Source organism: Sporosarcina sp. E16_3 (genome assembly GCF_017347125.1).
In the GTDB taxonomy this organism is placed as follows: Bacteria; Bacillota; Bacilli; order Bacillales_A; family Planococcaceae; genus Sporosarcina.
Map to the genome: position 1 here is coordinate 23,432 of NZ_JADPRX010000014.1, position 15,588 is coordinate 39,019.

Consider the following 15,588-nt stretch of genomic DNA (forward strand, 5'->3'; position numbering starts at 1 on the left):
CATATCTTATTTGGAATAAACCAGGTCGTATAACTCACCCGTTTAACGAACAAATCTAGCGAAGGAGCGACACTAATGAAAGGCAGCCCAATATCGCCGCATCCTGCAGGCGCCGAAGCAATAAGACCTAGGAGGGATGCTCCCCGATAATCTTCTGACGGGTTTATTGCGTGAGGTCATCACCAAGCGATAAAGCGATTTCGGAAAAACAATTCATTTGTTATGTGCCTACTATATGTACATATTTCACAACGGATTTTATTAAGACTTATATAGCCGCTTAACAGCGTTTTTATAAGCTTCATTTTCTTCACGTTTCCCAATCGAAATAATTTCGGCTATTTCAGCTTTATCACCAATAATTCGATACACGATTCGTATCCCTATTTTCTTAAACTTGATCTTTCTACATCCAATCAAATTTGATGCATTCTTTTTTTTTAGCTCTTCTCCAAGCACATCCGCACGATCCAGCATCTTTGCAATTGCGATATCAACATACCTTTTTATTGATCCATCTAATTTCTGATAATCGTTTTTTGCTTCTTCTATGAATACAACTTCAAATTTATTTTTCATGTTTTATTCGAATAAATCTTCATCTGACATAGAATTCGGGCTGATTTTTTGGAACTCTGAATAGCCTGCATCGCCCATAACCTTTTCAAGATTGAATCGGAGCCCTGGATTTAAGTCGGCTTCTTGAATGCGCTTGGAAAGATTTAGTTCCAAAGTTAATTCACGAAGAAACTCTAATTCCATATACATTTGTTCGTAATCCTCATAACTTTGCACAACCGAATCAATCCGATTATTTTCAGAAATAAATTGCGGAATAATTTTTGCATTCCTACGAACCTCGCCGAAACGCCTAGAAGCAATTGATGCGGGTACAACCTGATCAACATTGAATTGTGGTTTTTCCATAACATCCACCTTCATTTCTTCCATCTCCTTCACAGTATATGTCTATTACTAGAAATTATACAGGATATAACGCCGAATGTACATCTAGATATAACGCACAATACCACGCAATATTTCACGTTCTTTGTGAAGACCACTTGCGAAGAAATAGTCATGAGCGTTACTCTCACAAGCTCTACGAATTCCGCATAAAAATACACCACCTTCAGATTAACGATCTGTTAGTGGTGTGTTTTCTCTTTTATATCCAGTGTTCGGTGCATACATATTAATTCACTACAAAATACCGCGCATCTGGATGAGCGAATACCATCGCAGAAACGGATGCTTCTGGTTCCATCATAAATTCTTCTGTTAACTCAACGCCAATATCTTCAGGGTTTATCAATCCAAAAAGCTTGGCTTGATCATCTAGGTTTGGACATGCTGGGTAACCAAAGGAGAATCGTTGCCCTTGGTATTTAGCAGCGAAAGCATCTTTCATTGTAAAGTCTGTTGCGTCCGGGAAGCCCCACTGATCTCGAATTTCTTGGTGAATTCGTTCCGCAAAACCTTCCGCTAGTTCAAGAGCAGTTGCTTGGAATGCATGGCTTTCTAAAAACTTGCCTTGTTCCTTTAATCTGTTCGCTTCGGCACGCACGCCGTGACCTGCCGTTACTTGCATAAACGCAACATAGTCCATTTCCCCACTTTCCACTGTTTTCAAGAAATCAGCTAGGCACAAGAAAGGTGTGACCGATTGGCGTGGGAATGTGAAACGTTCGATTTCTGTTTTAGCGTCTTTTGGATCATAGATAATTACATCATCGCCATCTGCCTGCGCAGGGAAAAATTGATACAACCCTCGTGGTTTTAATAGATCCGAACGTAAGAACCCAGTGACTAGTTCATGGAGCCCTGTTGCACGTTCATCTCCTCTTTCGATTAGCTTATCGCTATATCCCCTTAGACCTAAGTGATGGCCAATCAATGTGCGCATATTGACATAAGGATGAAGGTGGGCAACGGAATAATCTCTCATCACATGTCGTCGAAGATCTTTCGGAATGTAGACTTCAACATCTTCACGGACCGTTTTCACTGGCTTCTCCAATACAGCAACCGCAGTTTTGGAAGCACGAACCGCCTCCGCTAGTACACGTTTCTCCTGTTGGATAACCAAGTCGTCCAATAAAACCACTTTATCTTCCTTATCCTGCAAACGATTGGCAAGATCAAGCCCTTGCATGGCATCTTTTGCATATAACACCGGACCGTCGTATTCAGCAGATATTTTTGTTTCTGTGAAACGACGAGACAGAGCTGCTCCCCCTACAAGGATTGGTACATCAATACCCGCCTCTTTAAAATCTTGCGCTGTAATCACCATTTGATGCGCAGATTTAACAAGTAGGCCAGACAAACCAATGATATCCGGCTTTTCTTGACGAATGACTTCAATCAGCTTAGCGGGTGTAACTTTAATGCCAACATCGATTACTTTATAGCCATTATTACTTAAAATAATCTCGACCAAGTTTTTCCCAATATCATGCACATCACCCTTGACTGTTGCCAACACGATTTTCCCCTTACCGGAATCGTCTTCTTTTTTCTCCATGAAATCTTCTAGGTAGCCAACAGATGCTTTCATAACACCTGCACTTTGCAGTACTTCGGCAACAATGAGTTTATTCTCATTGAACAAGCGCCCTACCTCAGCCATCCCTTTCATCAGCGGCCCGTTGATAATATCAAGCGGCGTATCATACATCTGAAGTGCAGCTTCCAAATCAGGGAGTAGCCCTTCTTTTGTTCCTTCAATAATGTAATAAGCAAGACGTTCAGGAACTGTTTTTGGAATATCATCTTCTGTTTTCTCTTTTTTCTTACCGCGATAAAAATCAGTGAAATCAGCAAGTGTTTTGTCCGTTGTGGTAAATAAAAGCTCGTCCGCCATTTTAATTTCCTGCTCTGGAATAGACGCAAAGCGCTCCAGTTTCTCTGTATTCACAATCGCAAAATCAAGCCCTGCTTGCGTACAATGGTATAAATAAACGGCATTCAACACTTCACGTCCGACCGGCGGCAGTCCAAATGATACATTACTTACACCTAACGTCGTTAAACAGCGTGGCATCTTTTCTTTTATTAAACGAATGCCTTCAATCGTTTCTACTGCTGCACCAATGTATTGTTGATCCCCTGTTCCGACTGGGAATACGAGCGGATCGAAAATAATATCTTCCGGCGCAAGGCCCCATTTGTTGACAAGCAAGTCATATGAACGCTCCGCGATTTCAAGTTTTCGTTCACGCGTAACGCCCATTCCGATTTCATCAATTGTCCCTACGACGACAGCGGCACCATACTTTTTCACAAGTGGCATCACTGCGTCAAAACGTTCTTCCCCGTCTTCTAGGTTGATGGAGTTAATAATTGTTTTACCTTGTGAATACTTTAGCGCTTCCTCAATCACATTTTCATCCGTCGAGTCAATGACAAGTGGTACTTTAACTTTTTTCACAACCTCTTTCATGAATTCGGACATGTCCTCTAACTCATCACGGTCTGGGTTCGCAAGACAAATATCAATAACGTGCGCGCCGCCTTTTACTTGGGCACGTGCAATTTCAGATGCTTCTTCAAACTTGCCTTCTATAATTAGTCGTTTAAATTTCCGAGATCCTATTACATTCGTGCGTTCGCCAATTAATAATGGACGCATTGATTCATCATATTGAAGGGGCTCAATCCCAGATAAAACATGACCACGACTTGATTCCGCCGGCTTACGTGGCGCCAAATCCTTCACCGCTTCTCGTAGTGCTCGAATATGTGCAGGAGTCGTTCCGCAACATCCACCCACCACATTTAACCAACCTTTTTCTGCAAAACCCTTTAACTTTTTAGAAAGTGATTCGGGCGATTCATGGTAATGCCCTTCTTCATCTGGTAATCCAGCGTTCGGATAACAGCTAACATAGCCATCCGATATCTCTGACAGCGAGCGGATATGATCCCTCATAAATTCGGGTCCAGTTGCACAGTTTAAGCCTACAGAAAGTGGTTTAACATGCTCAATGGAAATATAGAAGGCTTCAATGCTTTGGCCAGCTAGCGTCGTTCCCATCGGTTCAATTGTTCCTGAAATCATAATTGGAAGTTCTATCCCCGTAACTTCAAACGCTTTTTTAATGCCAATTGTAGCGGCCTTGACGTTCAGCATATCTTGGCTAGTTTCTAGTAAAATTAAGTCACTTCCGCCTTCAACTAATGCTTTTGCTTGTATGTAAAAGTCCTGTGTCAATTCGTCAAACGTAATTCCACCTGTGACAGATAGCGTTTTCGTCGTTGGCCCAATTGCACCTGCTACAAAACGTGGCCATTCATCTGTAGAGAATTCAGCACTGCATTTCTTCGCAAATTGTGCGGCGCGGAAGTTAATGTCATGTGCTTGGTCTCCAAGATCATAATCATTCAACACAACTGGCGTTCCACCGAACGTATTCGTACAAATGATATCGGCACCCGCTTCTAAATAACCACGATGAATCGTTTCAATAACGACTGGATTAACGATATTTAAATATTCATTACAGCCATCATATTCTTCCCCACCGAAATCTTCCGGAGATAGATTCGCGTTTTGAATCATCGTTCCCATTGCTCCATCGATGATAAGAATTCTTTTTTGAAGTTCCTCTTTAATTAGGTGAGTCGACATAGCTGATCTCTCTCTCTCTGTACGTGAATTTAGTTGTAATGGTGAATAAATTTCAATAACATGCCATTTCGAATGAAAAACGTGATTATGTATTAGCTACTAAAATACCTTTTGCAGCTTTAGTTTCTCTAGTAAACCTATTCTACTTATCCTGCAAAATCACAAAAAAACCTTCTATGAAAAGAAGGCTTACGATATCTAATTCGTTCCTTTTCATCTGTCAGGACATCGCTCGCCTGCTGGATTTAGCACCTCACCTGACGGCTGGTTGCTGAAGCGTCATAGGGCCAGTCCCTCAACTTCTCTTGATAAGAATTCACTATTCAGTTTTAGTTAGTAAGTGTATCGTAACTTGATAGTCTGTTTCAGTCAAGCCTATTTTCATAAGATAGGGAATCTTCTTTCTCCTCGGATAGACAGTTGATTCAATCATCCTTATCATTTTTTCTAACCTTCTATCGCTACTATCCAATGAATCAATAAAATTCTTTTATTAAAATTGGTTTATCTTAAATCAGTGCGGGTATAGTTAGATTACAAGGCGGAACTACCGGAGGATGGACCTTAGTAGACGAGTAACCTACAGGCGATTCTGACGATGAACTGCACAGCCTTGGCGGAAAATTTGCTTTACTGGCGACAGGTACACTTTTTTAGAACCACGTTATCAGGTTCCAATCTTTATGTGTTAACCAAGCAGTAAACGTACCATTTTTTGTGGAAGTGCAACTTGAAGACTGACTTCAAAAAAGCGGATTGCGTACCAACCATCTTGCGTCTGCATGGCCCGAATGGCTAATTGAGTCAGCCCTATCAAACTGCATTGACGAGCGTTTCATTATTATTCGTCAGGAAGAACAGTTTGTGTAATTGAAAAAAACTATCAAATTTTCCGAGTGCACCCCCTTTTTATCGGGGAATAAAAAAAGCATGATCCTCTTAGTTTGTAACCCGTTCAGTGGAGTGGTACAGAATTCAAATTAAAGCATTTTAAAGACCGCTAATTCGATTCTGAATTAGCGGTCTTTAAAATGCCTATACAACAATGTTTACATATAAATCACACTCGTTTTTACAATTGGATTGACAGAAGAAGCAATCACCTTGCAATAAATATTCTAAGGTGAATATAACGTGTTAAAACCACTGCTAATTTAGTGGTTAAATTGAAGGATAATCGAGAGAGAAAAGATGATATTTACCAACCCAAAAACTTGAAAATGCAAATATGTAAAAAGGACCAAACTTGCCCTTTTGCTAATACCGATTAAGTGAATTGGTGCAATTTTTTTCGCTATGTTTAGTTTCATCTTGGACAATTTCAGTAATTCCAGCGGGAGTTAGTTTATCTTTCTCACAAAACTGTTTTACCTTGTTTCCTATTTTTGTGATTCCATAATAATACGTTATATCTGTTTCATCTTTGAAAACTACCCTATAGTGACCGTGAAAAAACTTCCTGTTTATAGTGTGTTTTGGTTCTATAAAGTGAGATTCATTTATCTCTTCTTCTGCATATCCCTTTTCCGACAAATATGTCGGCACTTTTTTGTCTGCTATATATTTTGTAATAGGATTACCATTGTTCAACACGTAAAAAAGACTTAAAGTGATTCCTATGATGATAATAAGCACACTAAGACTTAAAGCAATCACTCTAAAGATTTTCTTTTTCATCAAACTTCCCCCTAGGCAAATTCCGTATTTTGGTAGAGTCGTTGAGTAACGGTACTTTTATTAATACGTTTTAGCAAATATTAAGTTTCATTTTTTAAAAATAACGTGAATTAGAAATGACTACGTATCAATCTCCTTTACCCTCTATACTATATATATCCAATAAAACCTTTTAAAGATAAGTTTTAACTTTAGATATCTGATAAGTTCAAGAAATGAAAAAGCACCACTACATACGGTGCTAATTAGTAACTAGAAATGGTGTGAAACATCTGCTGAAATCTAGTTAATTATTGTGTTATTTGATTTGTTATTTTGTGTTTTGTACTACTGAACTGAATGGGGAAAATTTATTAACAGTTGTTATTTCATCAATTTGCGGTTGTAATTTGATTTATTTCGGGAACACTACAGCTTACTGGAGGAGATAAAATGGCTAGAAATAATAGAATTTTAGTGCCAGGTGCACGACAAGCATTAGATCGGCTGAAAGCGGACGTCATGCAAGCCCAAGGCTACGACGTGGATAAATCTGAACCTAACAACGTGAAATTCGAAATTGCGAAGGAACTAGGCATTCCACTGACGAAGGGCTATAACGGAAAACTAACGTCGGAACAGGCGGGGAAAATCGGTGGCCCGATTGGCGGTAATATGGTGAAAGAAATGGTGAGAATGGCGCAAGAGCGGATGGCGAAGAAATGAAAATAACGCTTGTCCCGCAACTTATGGGGCAGCGTTTTTTATTTGTTGGACAGTTTGTCATGTTTGTTGGACACTTCAGCAAAATGGTTGGACACTCTACTGCGTTTGTTAGACACTTCGGTACAATGGTTGGAAATCACCGCGTTCGTTGGACTCTAACATAATGGTTGGACTGTTTGGCACCTAAAAAAGCACCAGCCAAGTTGCAGCCGGTGCTCCATTTTAAAACTTCGATCCAGTATCTCCGAACTCTTTGAGTAGTTCCCCAAAACTTTTGTTTTTCTCACGTTCTTTGCGTTCAAGGCGAAGTTGCTCTTGGCGTTCTTCTTCTTTCGTCTCTTCAACAGCTGACAATGCCTTTTTTGCCGCTTTCAATTTCTCAAGAATATCATCATCAAGTGCATCGGAATATACAGATCCTTCGTTAGCCCTTTTTTTCGGTTGTGGTGTAGTTTGTTTACGTTTTTTCGCCATTTATTTCACCTACTTTCGTTCATGGTCGTGTAACGATGGTTGCGACACCTTGACCCCCACCAATGCATAGCGTGGCAAGTCCGGATTTCACATCACGACGTTTCATTTCGTGAAGAAGTGTCACTAGGATGCGTGCCCCACTAGCCCCGATTGGATGGCCAAGTGCGATTGCACCGCCGTTGACATTAAGTTTTGATGCGTCAAATTCCAGTTCTTTTCCGACTGCGATTGACTGTGCTGCGAATGCTTCGTTCGCTTCAATCAAATCAATCTCGGATAGTTGCATATTGGCTTTAGTGAGCGCTTTTTTAACTGCTTCCACAGGGCCCAGACCCATAACCGAAGGATCCACACCAGCATTACCATTGGCTACGATTGTTGCTAGTGGTGTCAAGCCAAGCTCGTCAGCTTTTTCTTTCGACATGATGACAAATGCTGCTGCGCCGTCGTTAATGCCTGAAGCATTCCCCGCTGTCACACTGCCATCTTTTTTGAATGCTGGTCGAAGTTTACCGAGCTTGTCTGCAGTTGTTCCGGCTTTGACGTATTCGTCTTGATCGAAAATAATAGGATCACCTTTACGCTGCGGAATTTCAATCGCAACGATTTCTTCAGCAAAAGTTCCGGCTTCAATTGCCGCCGCAGCTTTTGCCTGCGATGTTGCCGAAAATGTATCTTGCTCTTCACGTGTAATTGAATAGCGATCACAAAGATTTTCTGCCGTGATGCCCATATGGTAATCATTGAATGCACACCATAGTCCGTCAGAGATCATACTGTCGATAATTTTTTGGTCCCCCATTTTAAAGCCTTCTCGGCCATCTTTCATTATGTAAGGGGCTTGGCTCATATTTTCCATACCGCCTGCAACAATAATATCCGCATCTCCTGCAATAATTGCTTGACGTGCAAGATGCACAGCTTTTAATCCAGAACCGCATACTTTGTTAATTGTCAGAGCAGGAACGGTTTCAGGTAGTCCCGCTTTTATGGCCGCTTGTCGCGCCGGATTTTGACCTAATCCCGCCTGTAGGACATTCCCCATGATCACTTCGTCAACGCTCTCTGGCGCTACCCCTGCACGTTTTAATGCCTCTTTGATAACTGTCGCCCCAAGATCTGTTGCCGGTATATCTTTCAATGAACCAAGGAACGATCCGATAGCAGAACGAACCGCACTGATAATTACGATTTCTTTCGACATTTCTTTTCCCCCATTCCCTTATTTAAGTTGCCTGTATATGCATCCCTTCATTACAATATACTAGAGGAGGGATGATATGTTCATTTTACCAAATAACGTTACAATAATCGAGGTTGGTCCACGTGATGGACTACAAAACGAAAAGAAACATGTCGCCGAAAACGACAAACTAGCATTTATTGAAGCTTTACAAGGGGCGGGCATTCAAGAAATGGAGCTAACTTCGTTTGTCTCACCGAAATGGGTGCCGCAAATGGCGGATGCAAAAACAATTGTAGAAAAATCAAAGAAGGTCGGCAGGCAATTCGTCCTTGCGCCGAATGACAAAGGTGCCGAGCTTGCAATTGAAGCTGGCGCGACTAGTATTGCCGTGTTCGTTGGGGTGAGCAATACATTTAACATGAAAAACATTAACCGTTCAACAGATGACAGCATCGATGCGCTCCAGCCCGTCTTTGCGAGATTAAAAATAAATGACATTTTTATACGGGCTTGTATTTCAACTGCGTTTTATTGTCCGTATGAAGGGAAGATAGAAATAGAGGATGTCGTTGCACTATGTAAACGGTTTGTCGACATGGGTGCAGACGAACTAAGTGTCGCGGATACAATCGGGAAGGCGAATCCCCGTGAAAGTTATGAGTTGTTCAAGACGTTGAAAGAGGAATTTCCAAACGTACTGTTGACAGCTCATTTTCACGATACACGCAAAATGGCGATAGCAAATATTTTTGCTGCGCTACAAGCAGGTATCAACCGGTTTGATACGTCTGCAGGCGGCTTGGGTGGCTGTCCGTTCGCACCTGGAGCAACAGGTAATGTCGCTACTGAGGATGTTGTCAACATGCTCGATACGCTCGGTATCGATACCGGTATCGATGTGAATAAAGTTTGTGCAGCAGTCCGAGTGATTGCGCCGCATGTGTCACGGCCGATTGATACAGGTATGTACAGATTGTTCGAAAACAATCAACCGTAAAAGGAGTTGAGTGGTTTGAAACGGCGCATTCTTTATATAACCGGTGTTTTTTCCAGTGTTGTTACAGCGTTACTGACCATTTTCGGATTTATCGCAACGAATAGGCTGATGTTTTTGAAGTTGAAGGATTCCAATTTTATTTTAGAACGCGAAATTATTACGAAACGGTTCGATAAACATTGGTATGAAACAGTGCGCAAAGATGATATGTGGATTAAGTCACCAAACGGTTATTTATTGAGAGCGGTCTTTCTAAAACCACTCGAAACGGCAAGAACTGTGATTATCTGCCACGGCGTAACGGAAAACAAAATCAATTCGACGAAATATGCCCGTCTTTTTGAACGACTTGGATTTAATTCGGTCATCTATGATCATCGTCGACATGGGGACTCTGGTGGTAGGACGACAAGTTTTGGTTATTATGAAAAGATTGATTTGCAGGCAATTGTCCATGCTGTACGGGAACGAATCGGAAAGCGGGCTTTGCTCGGTATCCACGGCGAATCCATGGGTGCCGCAACGACGATATTATATGCGGGAACATTTAAGGATGAAGCAAATTTTCATATCGTCGATTGCCCATTTTCAGATTTCTCCGAGCAAATTCTTCATATATTACGGAAAAATACGCCTATCCGGTCATCAATGGCTCTACGTATCGCCAACACTTTCCTAAAAATGCGCGATGGCTATACCCTGAACCTTGTTTCTCCGCGAGAAGTCGTCCGAAATATTACAAAACCTGTCCTTTTCATACACAGTCTGGAAGACGATTTCATCCTTCCCTATATGACAGAGGAATTATACGAAGCAAAGCAAGGCGACAAAATGTTGAAATTTTTTAGTAAAGGTGCCCATGCGAAGTCGTTCAATGATAATCCGGTGCAATACGAAAAAACAGTACTGGAATTTCTGGGACGTTTTGGATTTAGAGATTGAAGAAAAAAATCCATAATGAACGATTGAACTGTACCCCGAATTCCGGACACTTTAAAAAAAGATCCGAGAATTTCGGGGTTTTATATATAATTACTGGAATTCTTCCAGCATGACCGACCATATCCCACGCCAACCGATCATAGATCCCCCTCGACCAATCATATCCTCGCGCTAATCAATCAATTCATTTCTAGACAACAAAAAAACCATTTTCCCTGTCAAACGTTCAACAGAAAAAATGGCTTATTAAGTGATCAGTAGAAAGTTTAAGTAATCAGAGTAAATTTCAGGTGAAAGATTAACCTATGTATAATAAATTGCAGGCTTTCCTTTTCACTAATCCTTTACAAACCCATTAATGACGGGTATTACATAATTACTTTTTAACCTTTTTTTCCTTTTTGTCACTTACTTTGTTCATTTGGTTCATCATTTGATTGATTTTTTTCTGTGAGGGTTTTTGCCCCATTTGCATCATCATCATACGTAACATGTCTTCATTAATCGGCGGGTTATCTTTCAAATATTTCATCATATATTGACGTGCAATGAAAAATCCGAGGGCCACACCTGCTAATAGCGCGACGATGATCAAAACGATCCACCATACTGTACTCATCCGCTATACCTCCTCTACTTCAGTTATTCGATTTTACTCTACCATGATGGATTATACAACATTGTACGGGTGAATAGCAATGGACCTTAATTAAATATTCTATTCATCGCATAATGGACCACTTTACTTCATTCTATTTGAACAGACAAAATAGACCCTAATTTTGAGATTTGGGTCCTTTTTGTCCCTATCCTATCAGTATCATTTCAAAGATAGGCAGCTTCTTCATATGCACGAAAATCAGTCGTTTTGACCGGTTTAAGCCATCCCCACTCCCCGCGTCCGTCCATGACAGCGAAGAAACGATCAGCCGCCCCAGATAAAGCAACAAACAAATCCAAATCCAACATGCGGGATCCGTCGCAAAACACATTAAGCGAATACGATGATAGCGAAATATGAATGGAACCTTTGACAGGATGCGTCAGTTTGTATTCCCCATCTTGAGATTCAATCGACGTAAATCCTTCGCCAAGGTTTGCAATTATAGCCTCATTAATCATTTTCTCTTCAAGCCTGTCACATAAATAATGAATTTCAGGCATACAATTATTCTTCTGCTCGTCTTCTTTTAAAAGATCATACAAAAGCCGTTCACGTCCAATGACGAATGGCTGGTACATTTCTTTCACTTTATAAATTCCATATGATCGCAATATCGCCACCCCCTAGAGATAATCCTACATGGTTTGATGTAAAAAGGATGTCATATTGCGGAATAGAACTGCACTATTATTGTCGGAAAAGATGGATAACTAAAGATTCTGTCAAGTTGCCCTAAAAAGCAGTCCAGATTGCCAAAATTTCTTCGACAAGCAGGACTGCTTCATTTATTTTTAGTTGTTGATTAACATTTTTACAGTTGCAAGAACATTGTCCTCTGTGAAACCGAATTCTTTGATGACAGTATCTCCAGGTGCACTTGCCCCGAATGTGTCAATCGCAATGATCGCGCCTTCGTCACCAACATATTTATGCCAGCCTAATGAAACGCCCATCTCGATACCCAGACGTTTTTTTACGTCTTTCGGCAATACACTTTGTTTGTATGCATCGTCTTGCTTCTCAAACAGATCCCATGAAGGCATGGAAACAACAGCAACATCGATTCCTTCAGCTAACAGTTTCGATTGTGCAGATACCGCTAGGTTCACTTCCGAACCAGTCGCGATTAAAATTGCGTCCGCTTGTTTTTTGCTTGCAGGAGATATGATGTAAGCTCCCTTTTTGACGCCTTCCATTGCAAGTTCAGCTGACTTCGGAAGAACAGTCAAGTTTTGACGAGACAATACAAGTGCAGTAGGAGAGTTCTTCGACGACACTGCAATATTCCATGCAGCTGCCGTTTCGTTAGCATCAGCCGGACGAATAACCGACAATCCAGGCATCGCACGAAGCGCAGCAAGTTGTTCAACAGGTTCATGTGTAGGTCCATCTTCACCAACAGCTACGCTGTCGTGTGTGAAAACGTATGTGACAGGGATAGCCATAAGAGCTGAAAGTCTGATTGCAGGACGTACATAGTCACTGAACACGAAGAACGTTCCACCGAATACATGTAATCCGCCATGCAAAGTCATTCCATTTAGCGCAGTTCCCATTGCGAACTCACGAACACCAAACCAAATATTACGGCCGGAATAATCGGTAGCAAGGAAATCGCCAGCACCTTTAATTGTCGTCTTGTTAGAGCCTGCAAGGTCCGCACTTCCACCAAAGAATGAAGGAAGCTGTTTAGCAATTGCATTGATAGCGTCACCGGATGCAGAACGTGTCGCGTGAGATGAACCCGCTTCATACATTGGCAAGGATTTCTCAAATCCTTCAGGTAGTTTACGCTCGATTGCATCTTTCAATTGCTTCGCAAGATCAGCATGCGTCGTTTCGTATTTACCAAATAGTTCGTTCCATTCCTGTTCTTTTTGCGCGCCCAATTTCTCAGCCGCTTCTTGGAATGTTTCATAGACGCCTTCAGGAACATGGAAATCTTCTTCCAATGTCCATTTGTAGTATTCTTTTGTCAATTTCATTTCATCTTCACCAAGTGGCATGCCATGCGCATCCGATTTTCCGGACCTATTTGGCGATCCGTAACCGATGACCGTTTTAACTTCGATCATTGTCGGGCCTCCGACATTTCCTTTTGCTTCTTCAATCGCTGTTGAAACGAGGTCAATGTTGTTGCCATCTTCAACACGGATGTAATTCCATCCGTATGATTCAAAGCGTTTACGAATATTTTCAGAGAACGACATGTCAAGTTCACCATCTAGTGAAATGTCATTGCTATCATAGAGGACAATCAGTTTATTTAACTGCAAGTGACCTGCAAGTGAAATTGCTTCAGCAGCAACGCCTTCCATGAGATCGCCATCACCACAAAGAGCATATGTGAAGTGGTCGACTACGTCAAAGCTTGGTTGATTGTACGTTGCAGCAAGGTGTTGTTCTGCCATTGCCATTCCGACTGCCATACCAATACCTTGTCCAAGTGGACCAGTTGTTGCTTCAACGCCGACTGTATGACCGTATTCCGGATGTCCTGGTGTTTTAGAGTTCCATTGTCTGAAATTCTTGATTTCATCCATCGGAAGTCCGTAACCGCCAAGATGAAGCAGGCTGTATAGGAGCATTGAGCCGTGTCCTGCCGATAAAACGAAACGGTCACGGTTAAACCACTGTGGATTTGAAGGGTTGTGATGCATATGTTTTGTCCAAAGTGTATAAGCCATTGGAGCAGCTCCCATAGGTAATCCTGGGTGTCCGGAATTCGCTTTTTCGATTGCGTCAATAGAGAGCGTACGGATTGTGTTAATGGCTAGCTGGTCAATTTGTTTAGTCATTGTGTACATCCTTCCCGTCATATGTATTTATCTACATATCCTAGTTTAGACAATTCGCGCAGTGAATGCAAAGCTCAGTTTAGATATTTGCCGCTACGGGCGTCTTTCACCTTGTCTGGTGTCACATCGTTGCCTTCAGGATCAAGGACTTTGACTTGCTCAATTGTGTTGCGCATAGATGAACGAAATGTCTCTAAATATTCTTTTCTTAGTTGTGTCTGTTCTTTTGCTTCTTCGATTGATAGACCTGCCGTCTTCGACTTTTTTGAAAGTTCATTAATTCTTTTCATTTTCTCAGCTGGTAGCATATAATTTCCTCCATTTAGTTTATGATTACAAACGTATACAAAAACTGCAGAAAGTGCAATAAATCAGCCTTCCTGCTCCATCTCATATTCTTTATACCTGCGGTGCACGGTCGCTTTACTAATATCATGACCGAGCCCTTTCAAGACGCCCGTAATTTCTTCATAGGTCAGTCCTTTGTCCCTCAATGAAACGATTTCAGCTATCGGCACTTCAATACGCTCACGGCCTTCCGCGTTGCCCCTGTTTTTCAAGTTACGCTCGGGCCGATAGCCTTCCCTAACTGCACGTTTCATACCCCTCTTAATTTTGGCATTATGTAGTTTACGTTGGTATTCTTCGACGATAGCTAAAATTTCAAGTAACATTGTGTCCATTTCATTGAGCGCAATTGGCCCACTATCATTATGCGAATAAATCGCCGTGTCCGTCTTCGCCAATAGATGCAAAACCGCCATCCGAGCATTTCCACGCCCAAGCCTTGTTTCATCTTGGATAAGGATTGCATCGACTTCCTCATCACGGATGTAATCCAGAAGACTTAGAAGCCCCTCGCGGTCAATGTCAAAACCACTGTGTTTATCCATAAATGTCGCTACGTGTTCGAGACCAAGTTCTGCTGCCAAGTCAACAAGCTCTTCTTCTTGCCTCACTAGCGACATTTCCTGCGTTTCTTTCTCAGTGCTCACCCGGCAATAGATGACACCTCTTTTATTGCGTCCAGTCATCGATTAACACCCGCCAGTTGTGTATTGGTTTTCCGCACAGTAGGCAAAAGTAGATCCTCACCTTTTTTTATTGTAGCAGATGGTAAGTCATTCAATTTTATCACTTCTTTGATCCATTTATCTGTAGACATATTTGCCGAGTGGTGATTTGCGAGACCCCAAAGTGTATCCCCTTCAGTAATTGTGATTTTCGTGTCCGTTTGTTCTTTCTCGTATTTGCTTACACCTATGATTGCAAAACCCATACATAAAACGATAATTAGTAGAACATAACTATTTTCTTTAATAAAAGTCATCATTATTCCCCCTTACGAATACTTGTTCGGAATGCCTGTTCTTATTATAGAAAAAACAATCGGCATTGTCAACACTTATTCGAACCTGTGTTTGCCATTTATCCAGGAGACTGATATAATGAATCTATTGAAAAGACTAGATTGTCGGGAATTTCTTCACGACTTTCGGAAGTTAGCAGAAT

Annotated in this window: 16 protein-coding genes and 1 riboswitch; of the genes, 4 read left to right on the forward strand and 12 right to left on the reverse strand. The window is 41.4% G+C overall.

The genetic code is table 11. From position 1 onward, the window contains the following. Nucleotides 1–261 precede the first annotated feature (261 nt). From I2483_RS10040 to I2483_RS10055, 4 genes are all read right to left on the reverse strand, one after another. Nucleotides 262–579 (reverse strand): type II toxin-antitoxin system RelE family toxin, encoded by a 318-nt coding sequence (locus I2483_RS10040; RefSeq protein ID WP_207175613.1) that lies wholly within the window; start codon nucleotides 577–579, stop codon nucleotides 262–264. Between the two features lie 3 nt (nucleotides 580–582). Beyond that, on the reverse strand, nucleotides 583–942 hold the full coding sequence (locus I2483_RS10045) for a type II toxin-antitoxin system Phd/YefM family antitoxin (protein WP_207175615.1): 360 nt from the start codon (nucleotides 940–942) through the stop codon (nucleotides 583–585). 253 nt (nucleotides 943–1,195) lie between these two features. Beyond that, nucleotides 1,196–4,633 carry a methionine synthase gene (gene metH, locus I2483_RS10050; protein ID WP_207175617.1) on the reverse strand — a complete coding sequence of 1,146 codons (3,438 nt, stop codon included), beginning with the start codon at nucleotides 4,631–4,633 and terminating at the stop codon, nucleotides 1,196–1,198. A gap of 210 nt (nucleotides 4,634–4,843) precedes the next feature. Then, nucleotides 4,844–4,948: riboswitch (SAM riboswitch) on the reverse strand. Nucleotides 4,949–5,890: 942 nt separating this feature from the next. After that, nucleotides 5,891–6,310 (reverse strand): DUF3139 domain-containing protein, encoded by a 420-nt coding sequence (locus tag I2483_RS10055; RefSeq protein ID WP_255550391.1) that lies wholly within the window; start codon nucleotides 6,308–6,310, stop codon nucleotides 5,891–5,893. A 432-nt stretch (nucleotides 6,311–6,742) separates the two neighbouring features. Between I2483_RS10055 and I2483_RS10060 the strand changes: the two genes are divergently transcribed. After that, nucleotides 6,743–7,015, forward strand: a complete 273-nt coding sequence (locus I2483_RS10060; RefSeq protein WP_207175621.1) for an alpha/beta-type small acid-soluble spore protein — start codon at nucleotides 6,743–6,745, stop codon at nucleotides 7,013–7,015. Continuing rightward, entirely contained in the window at nucleotides 7,012–7,179 is a 168-nt protein-coding gene (locus I2483_RS10065; RefSeq protein WP_207175622.1) for a hypothetical protein, read from the forward strand. Before I2483_RS10060 ends, I2483_RS10065 begins: the two co-directional genes overlap by 4 nt. A gap of 58 nt (nucleotides 7,180–7,237) precedes the next feature. Here the strand turns inward: I2483_RS10065 and I2483_RS10070 are convergent, their stop codons facing one another. Next, complete coding sequence (locus I2483_RS10070) at nucleotides 7,238–7,489, reverse strand: YqkE family protein (RefSeq protein WP_186671161.1); 252 nt, start codon at nucleotides 7,487–7,489, stop codon at nucleotides 7,238–7,240. Nucleotides 7,490–7,508: 19 nt separating this feature from the next. After that, a complete protein-coding gene (locus tag I2483_RS10075) occupies nucleotides 7,509–8,693 on the reverse strand; it encodes an acetyl-CoA C-acetyltransferase (protein WP_207175623.1) in 1,185 nt (394 codons plus the stop codon). 76 nt (nucleotides 8,694–8,769) lie between these two features. Between I2483_RS10075 and I2483_RS10080 the strand changes: the two genes are divergently transcribed. Beyond that, on the forward strand, nucleotides 8,770–9,672 hold the full coding sequence (locus I2483_RS10080; protein ID WP_207175624.1) for a hydroxymethylglutaryl-CoA lyase: 903 nt from the start codon (nucleotides 8,770–8,772) through the stop codon (nucleotides 9,670–9,672). 15 nt (nucleotides 9,673–9,687) lie between these two features. Then, complete coding sequence (locus tag I2483_RS10085) at nucleotides 9,688–10,614, forward strand: alpha/beta hydrolase (RefSeq protein ID WP_207175625.1); 927 nt, start codon at nucleotides 9,688–9,690, stop codon at nucleotides 10,612–10,614. 376 nt (nucleotides 10,615–10,990) lie between these two features. Here the strand turns inward: I2483_RS10085 and I2483_RS10090 are convergent, their stop codons facing one another. The 6 genes from I2483_RS10090 to yneA all read right to left on the reverse strand — a co-directional run bounded on the left by I2483_RS10090 (nucleotide 10,991) and on the right by yneA (nucleotide 15,406). Then, on the reverse strand, nucleotides 10,991–11,233 hold the full coding sequence (locus I2483_RS10090) for a YneF family protein (RefSeq protein WP_186671165.1): 243 nt from the start codon (nucleotides 11,231–11,233) through the stop codon (nucleotides 10,991–10,993). A gap of 206 nt (nucleotides 11,234–11,439) precedes the next feature. Next, on the reverse strand, nucleotides 11,440–11,889 hold the full coding sequence (sirA, locus tag I2483_RS10095) for a sporulation inhibitor of replication protein SirA (protein ID WP_207175626.1): 450 nt from the start codon (nucleotides 11,887–11,889) through the stop codon (nucleotides 11,440–11,442). Between the two features lie 180 nt (nucleotides 11,890–12,069). Further along, nucleotides 12,070–14,076, reverse strand: a complete 2,007-nt coding sequence (tkt, locus tag I2483_RS10100) for a transketolase (protein ID WP_207175627.1) — start codon at nucleotides 14,074–14,076, stop codon at nucleotides 12,070–12,072. Between the two features lie 74 nt (nucleotides 14,077–14,150). Further along, nucleotides 14,151–14,384, reverse strand: a complete 234-nt coding sequence (locus tag I2483_RS10105) for a DUF896 domain-containing protein (protein WP_186671168.1) — start codon at nucleotides 14,382–14,384, stop codon at nucleotides 14,151–14,153. A gap of 63 nt (nucleotides 14,385–14,447) precedes the next feature. Then, nucleotides 14,448–15,110, reverse strand: coding sequence for a YneB family resolvase-like protein (locus I2483_RS10110; RefSeq protein ID WP_207175628.1), 663 nt, complete (start codon nucleotides 15,108–15,110; stop codon nucleotides 14,448–14,450). Continuing rightward, complete coding sequence (gene yneA / locus I2483_RS10115; protein WP_207175630.1) at nucleotides 15,107–15,406, reverse strand: cell division suppressor protein YneA; 300 nt, start codon at nucleotides 15,404–15,406, stop codon at nucleotides 15,107–15,109. The genes I2483_RS10110 and yneA overlap by 4 nt, the downstream gene beginning before the upstream one ends. Between the last annotated feature and the right edge of the window lie 182 nt (nucleotides 15,407–15,588).

What these genes read in the sequence shown, in the direction of transcription:
- I2483_RS10080 (WP_207175624.1), top strand. Translation starts at nt 8,770, where the DNA reads ATGTTCATTTTACCAAATAACGTTACAATAATCGAGGTTGGTCCACGT.
- I2483_RS10065 (WP_207175622.1), top strand. Translation starts at nt 7,012, where the DNA reads ATGAAAATAACGCTTGTCCCGCAACTTATGGGGCAGCGTTTTTTATTT.
- I2483_RS10110 (WP_207175628.1), bottom strand. Translation starts at nt 15,110, where the DNA reads ATGACTGGACGCAATAAAAGAGGTGTCATCTATTGCCGGGTGAGCACT.
- I2483_RS10090 (WP_186671165.1), bottom strand. Translation starts at nt 11,233, where the DNA reads ATGAGTACAGTATGGTGGATCGTTTTGATCATCGTCGCGCTATTAGCA.
- I2483_RS10045 (WP_207175615.1), bottom strand. Translation starts at nt 942, where the DNA reads ATGAAGGTGGATGTTATGGAAAAACCACAATTCAATGTTGATCAGGTT.
- I2483_RS10055 (WP_255550391.1), bottom strand. Translation starts at nt 6,310, where the DNA reads ATGAAAAAGAAAATCTTTAGAGTGATTGCTTTAAGTCTTAGTGTGCTT.
- metH (WP_207175617.1), bottom strand. Translation starts at nt 4,633, where the DNA reads ATGTCGACTCACCTAATTAAAGAGGAACTTCAAAAAAGAATTCTTATC.
- yneA (WP_207175630.1), bottom strand. Translation starts at nt 15,406, where the DNA reads ATGACTTTTATTAAAGAAAATAGTTATGTTCTACTAATTATCGTTTTA.
- I2483_RS10070 (WP_186671161.1), bottom strand. Translation starts at nt 7,489, where the DNA reads ATGGCGAAAAAACGTAAACAAACTACACCACAACCGAAAAAAAGGGCT.
- tkt (WP_207175627.1), bottom strand. Translation starts at nt 14,076, where the DNA reads ATGACTAAACAAATTGACCAGCTAGCCATTAACACAATCCGTACGCTC.
- I2483_RS10105 (WP_186671168.1), bottom strand. Translation starts at nt 14,384, where the DNA reads ATGCTACCAGCTGAGAAAATGAAAAGAATTAATGAACTTTCAAAAAAG.
- I2483_RS10040 (WP_207175613.1), bottom strand. Translation starts at nt 579, where the DNA reads ATGAAAAATAAATTTGAAGTTGTATTCATAGAAGAAGCAAAAAACGAT.
- I2483_RS10075 (WP_207175623.1), bottom strand. Translation starts at nt 8,693, where the DNA reads ATGTCGAAAGAAATCGTAATTATCAGTGCGGTTCGTTCTGCTATCGGA.
- I2483_RS10060 (WP_207175621.1), top strand. Translation starts at nt 6,743, where the DNA reads ATGGCTAGAAATAATAGAATTTTAGTGCCAGGTGCACGACAAGCATTA.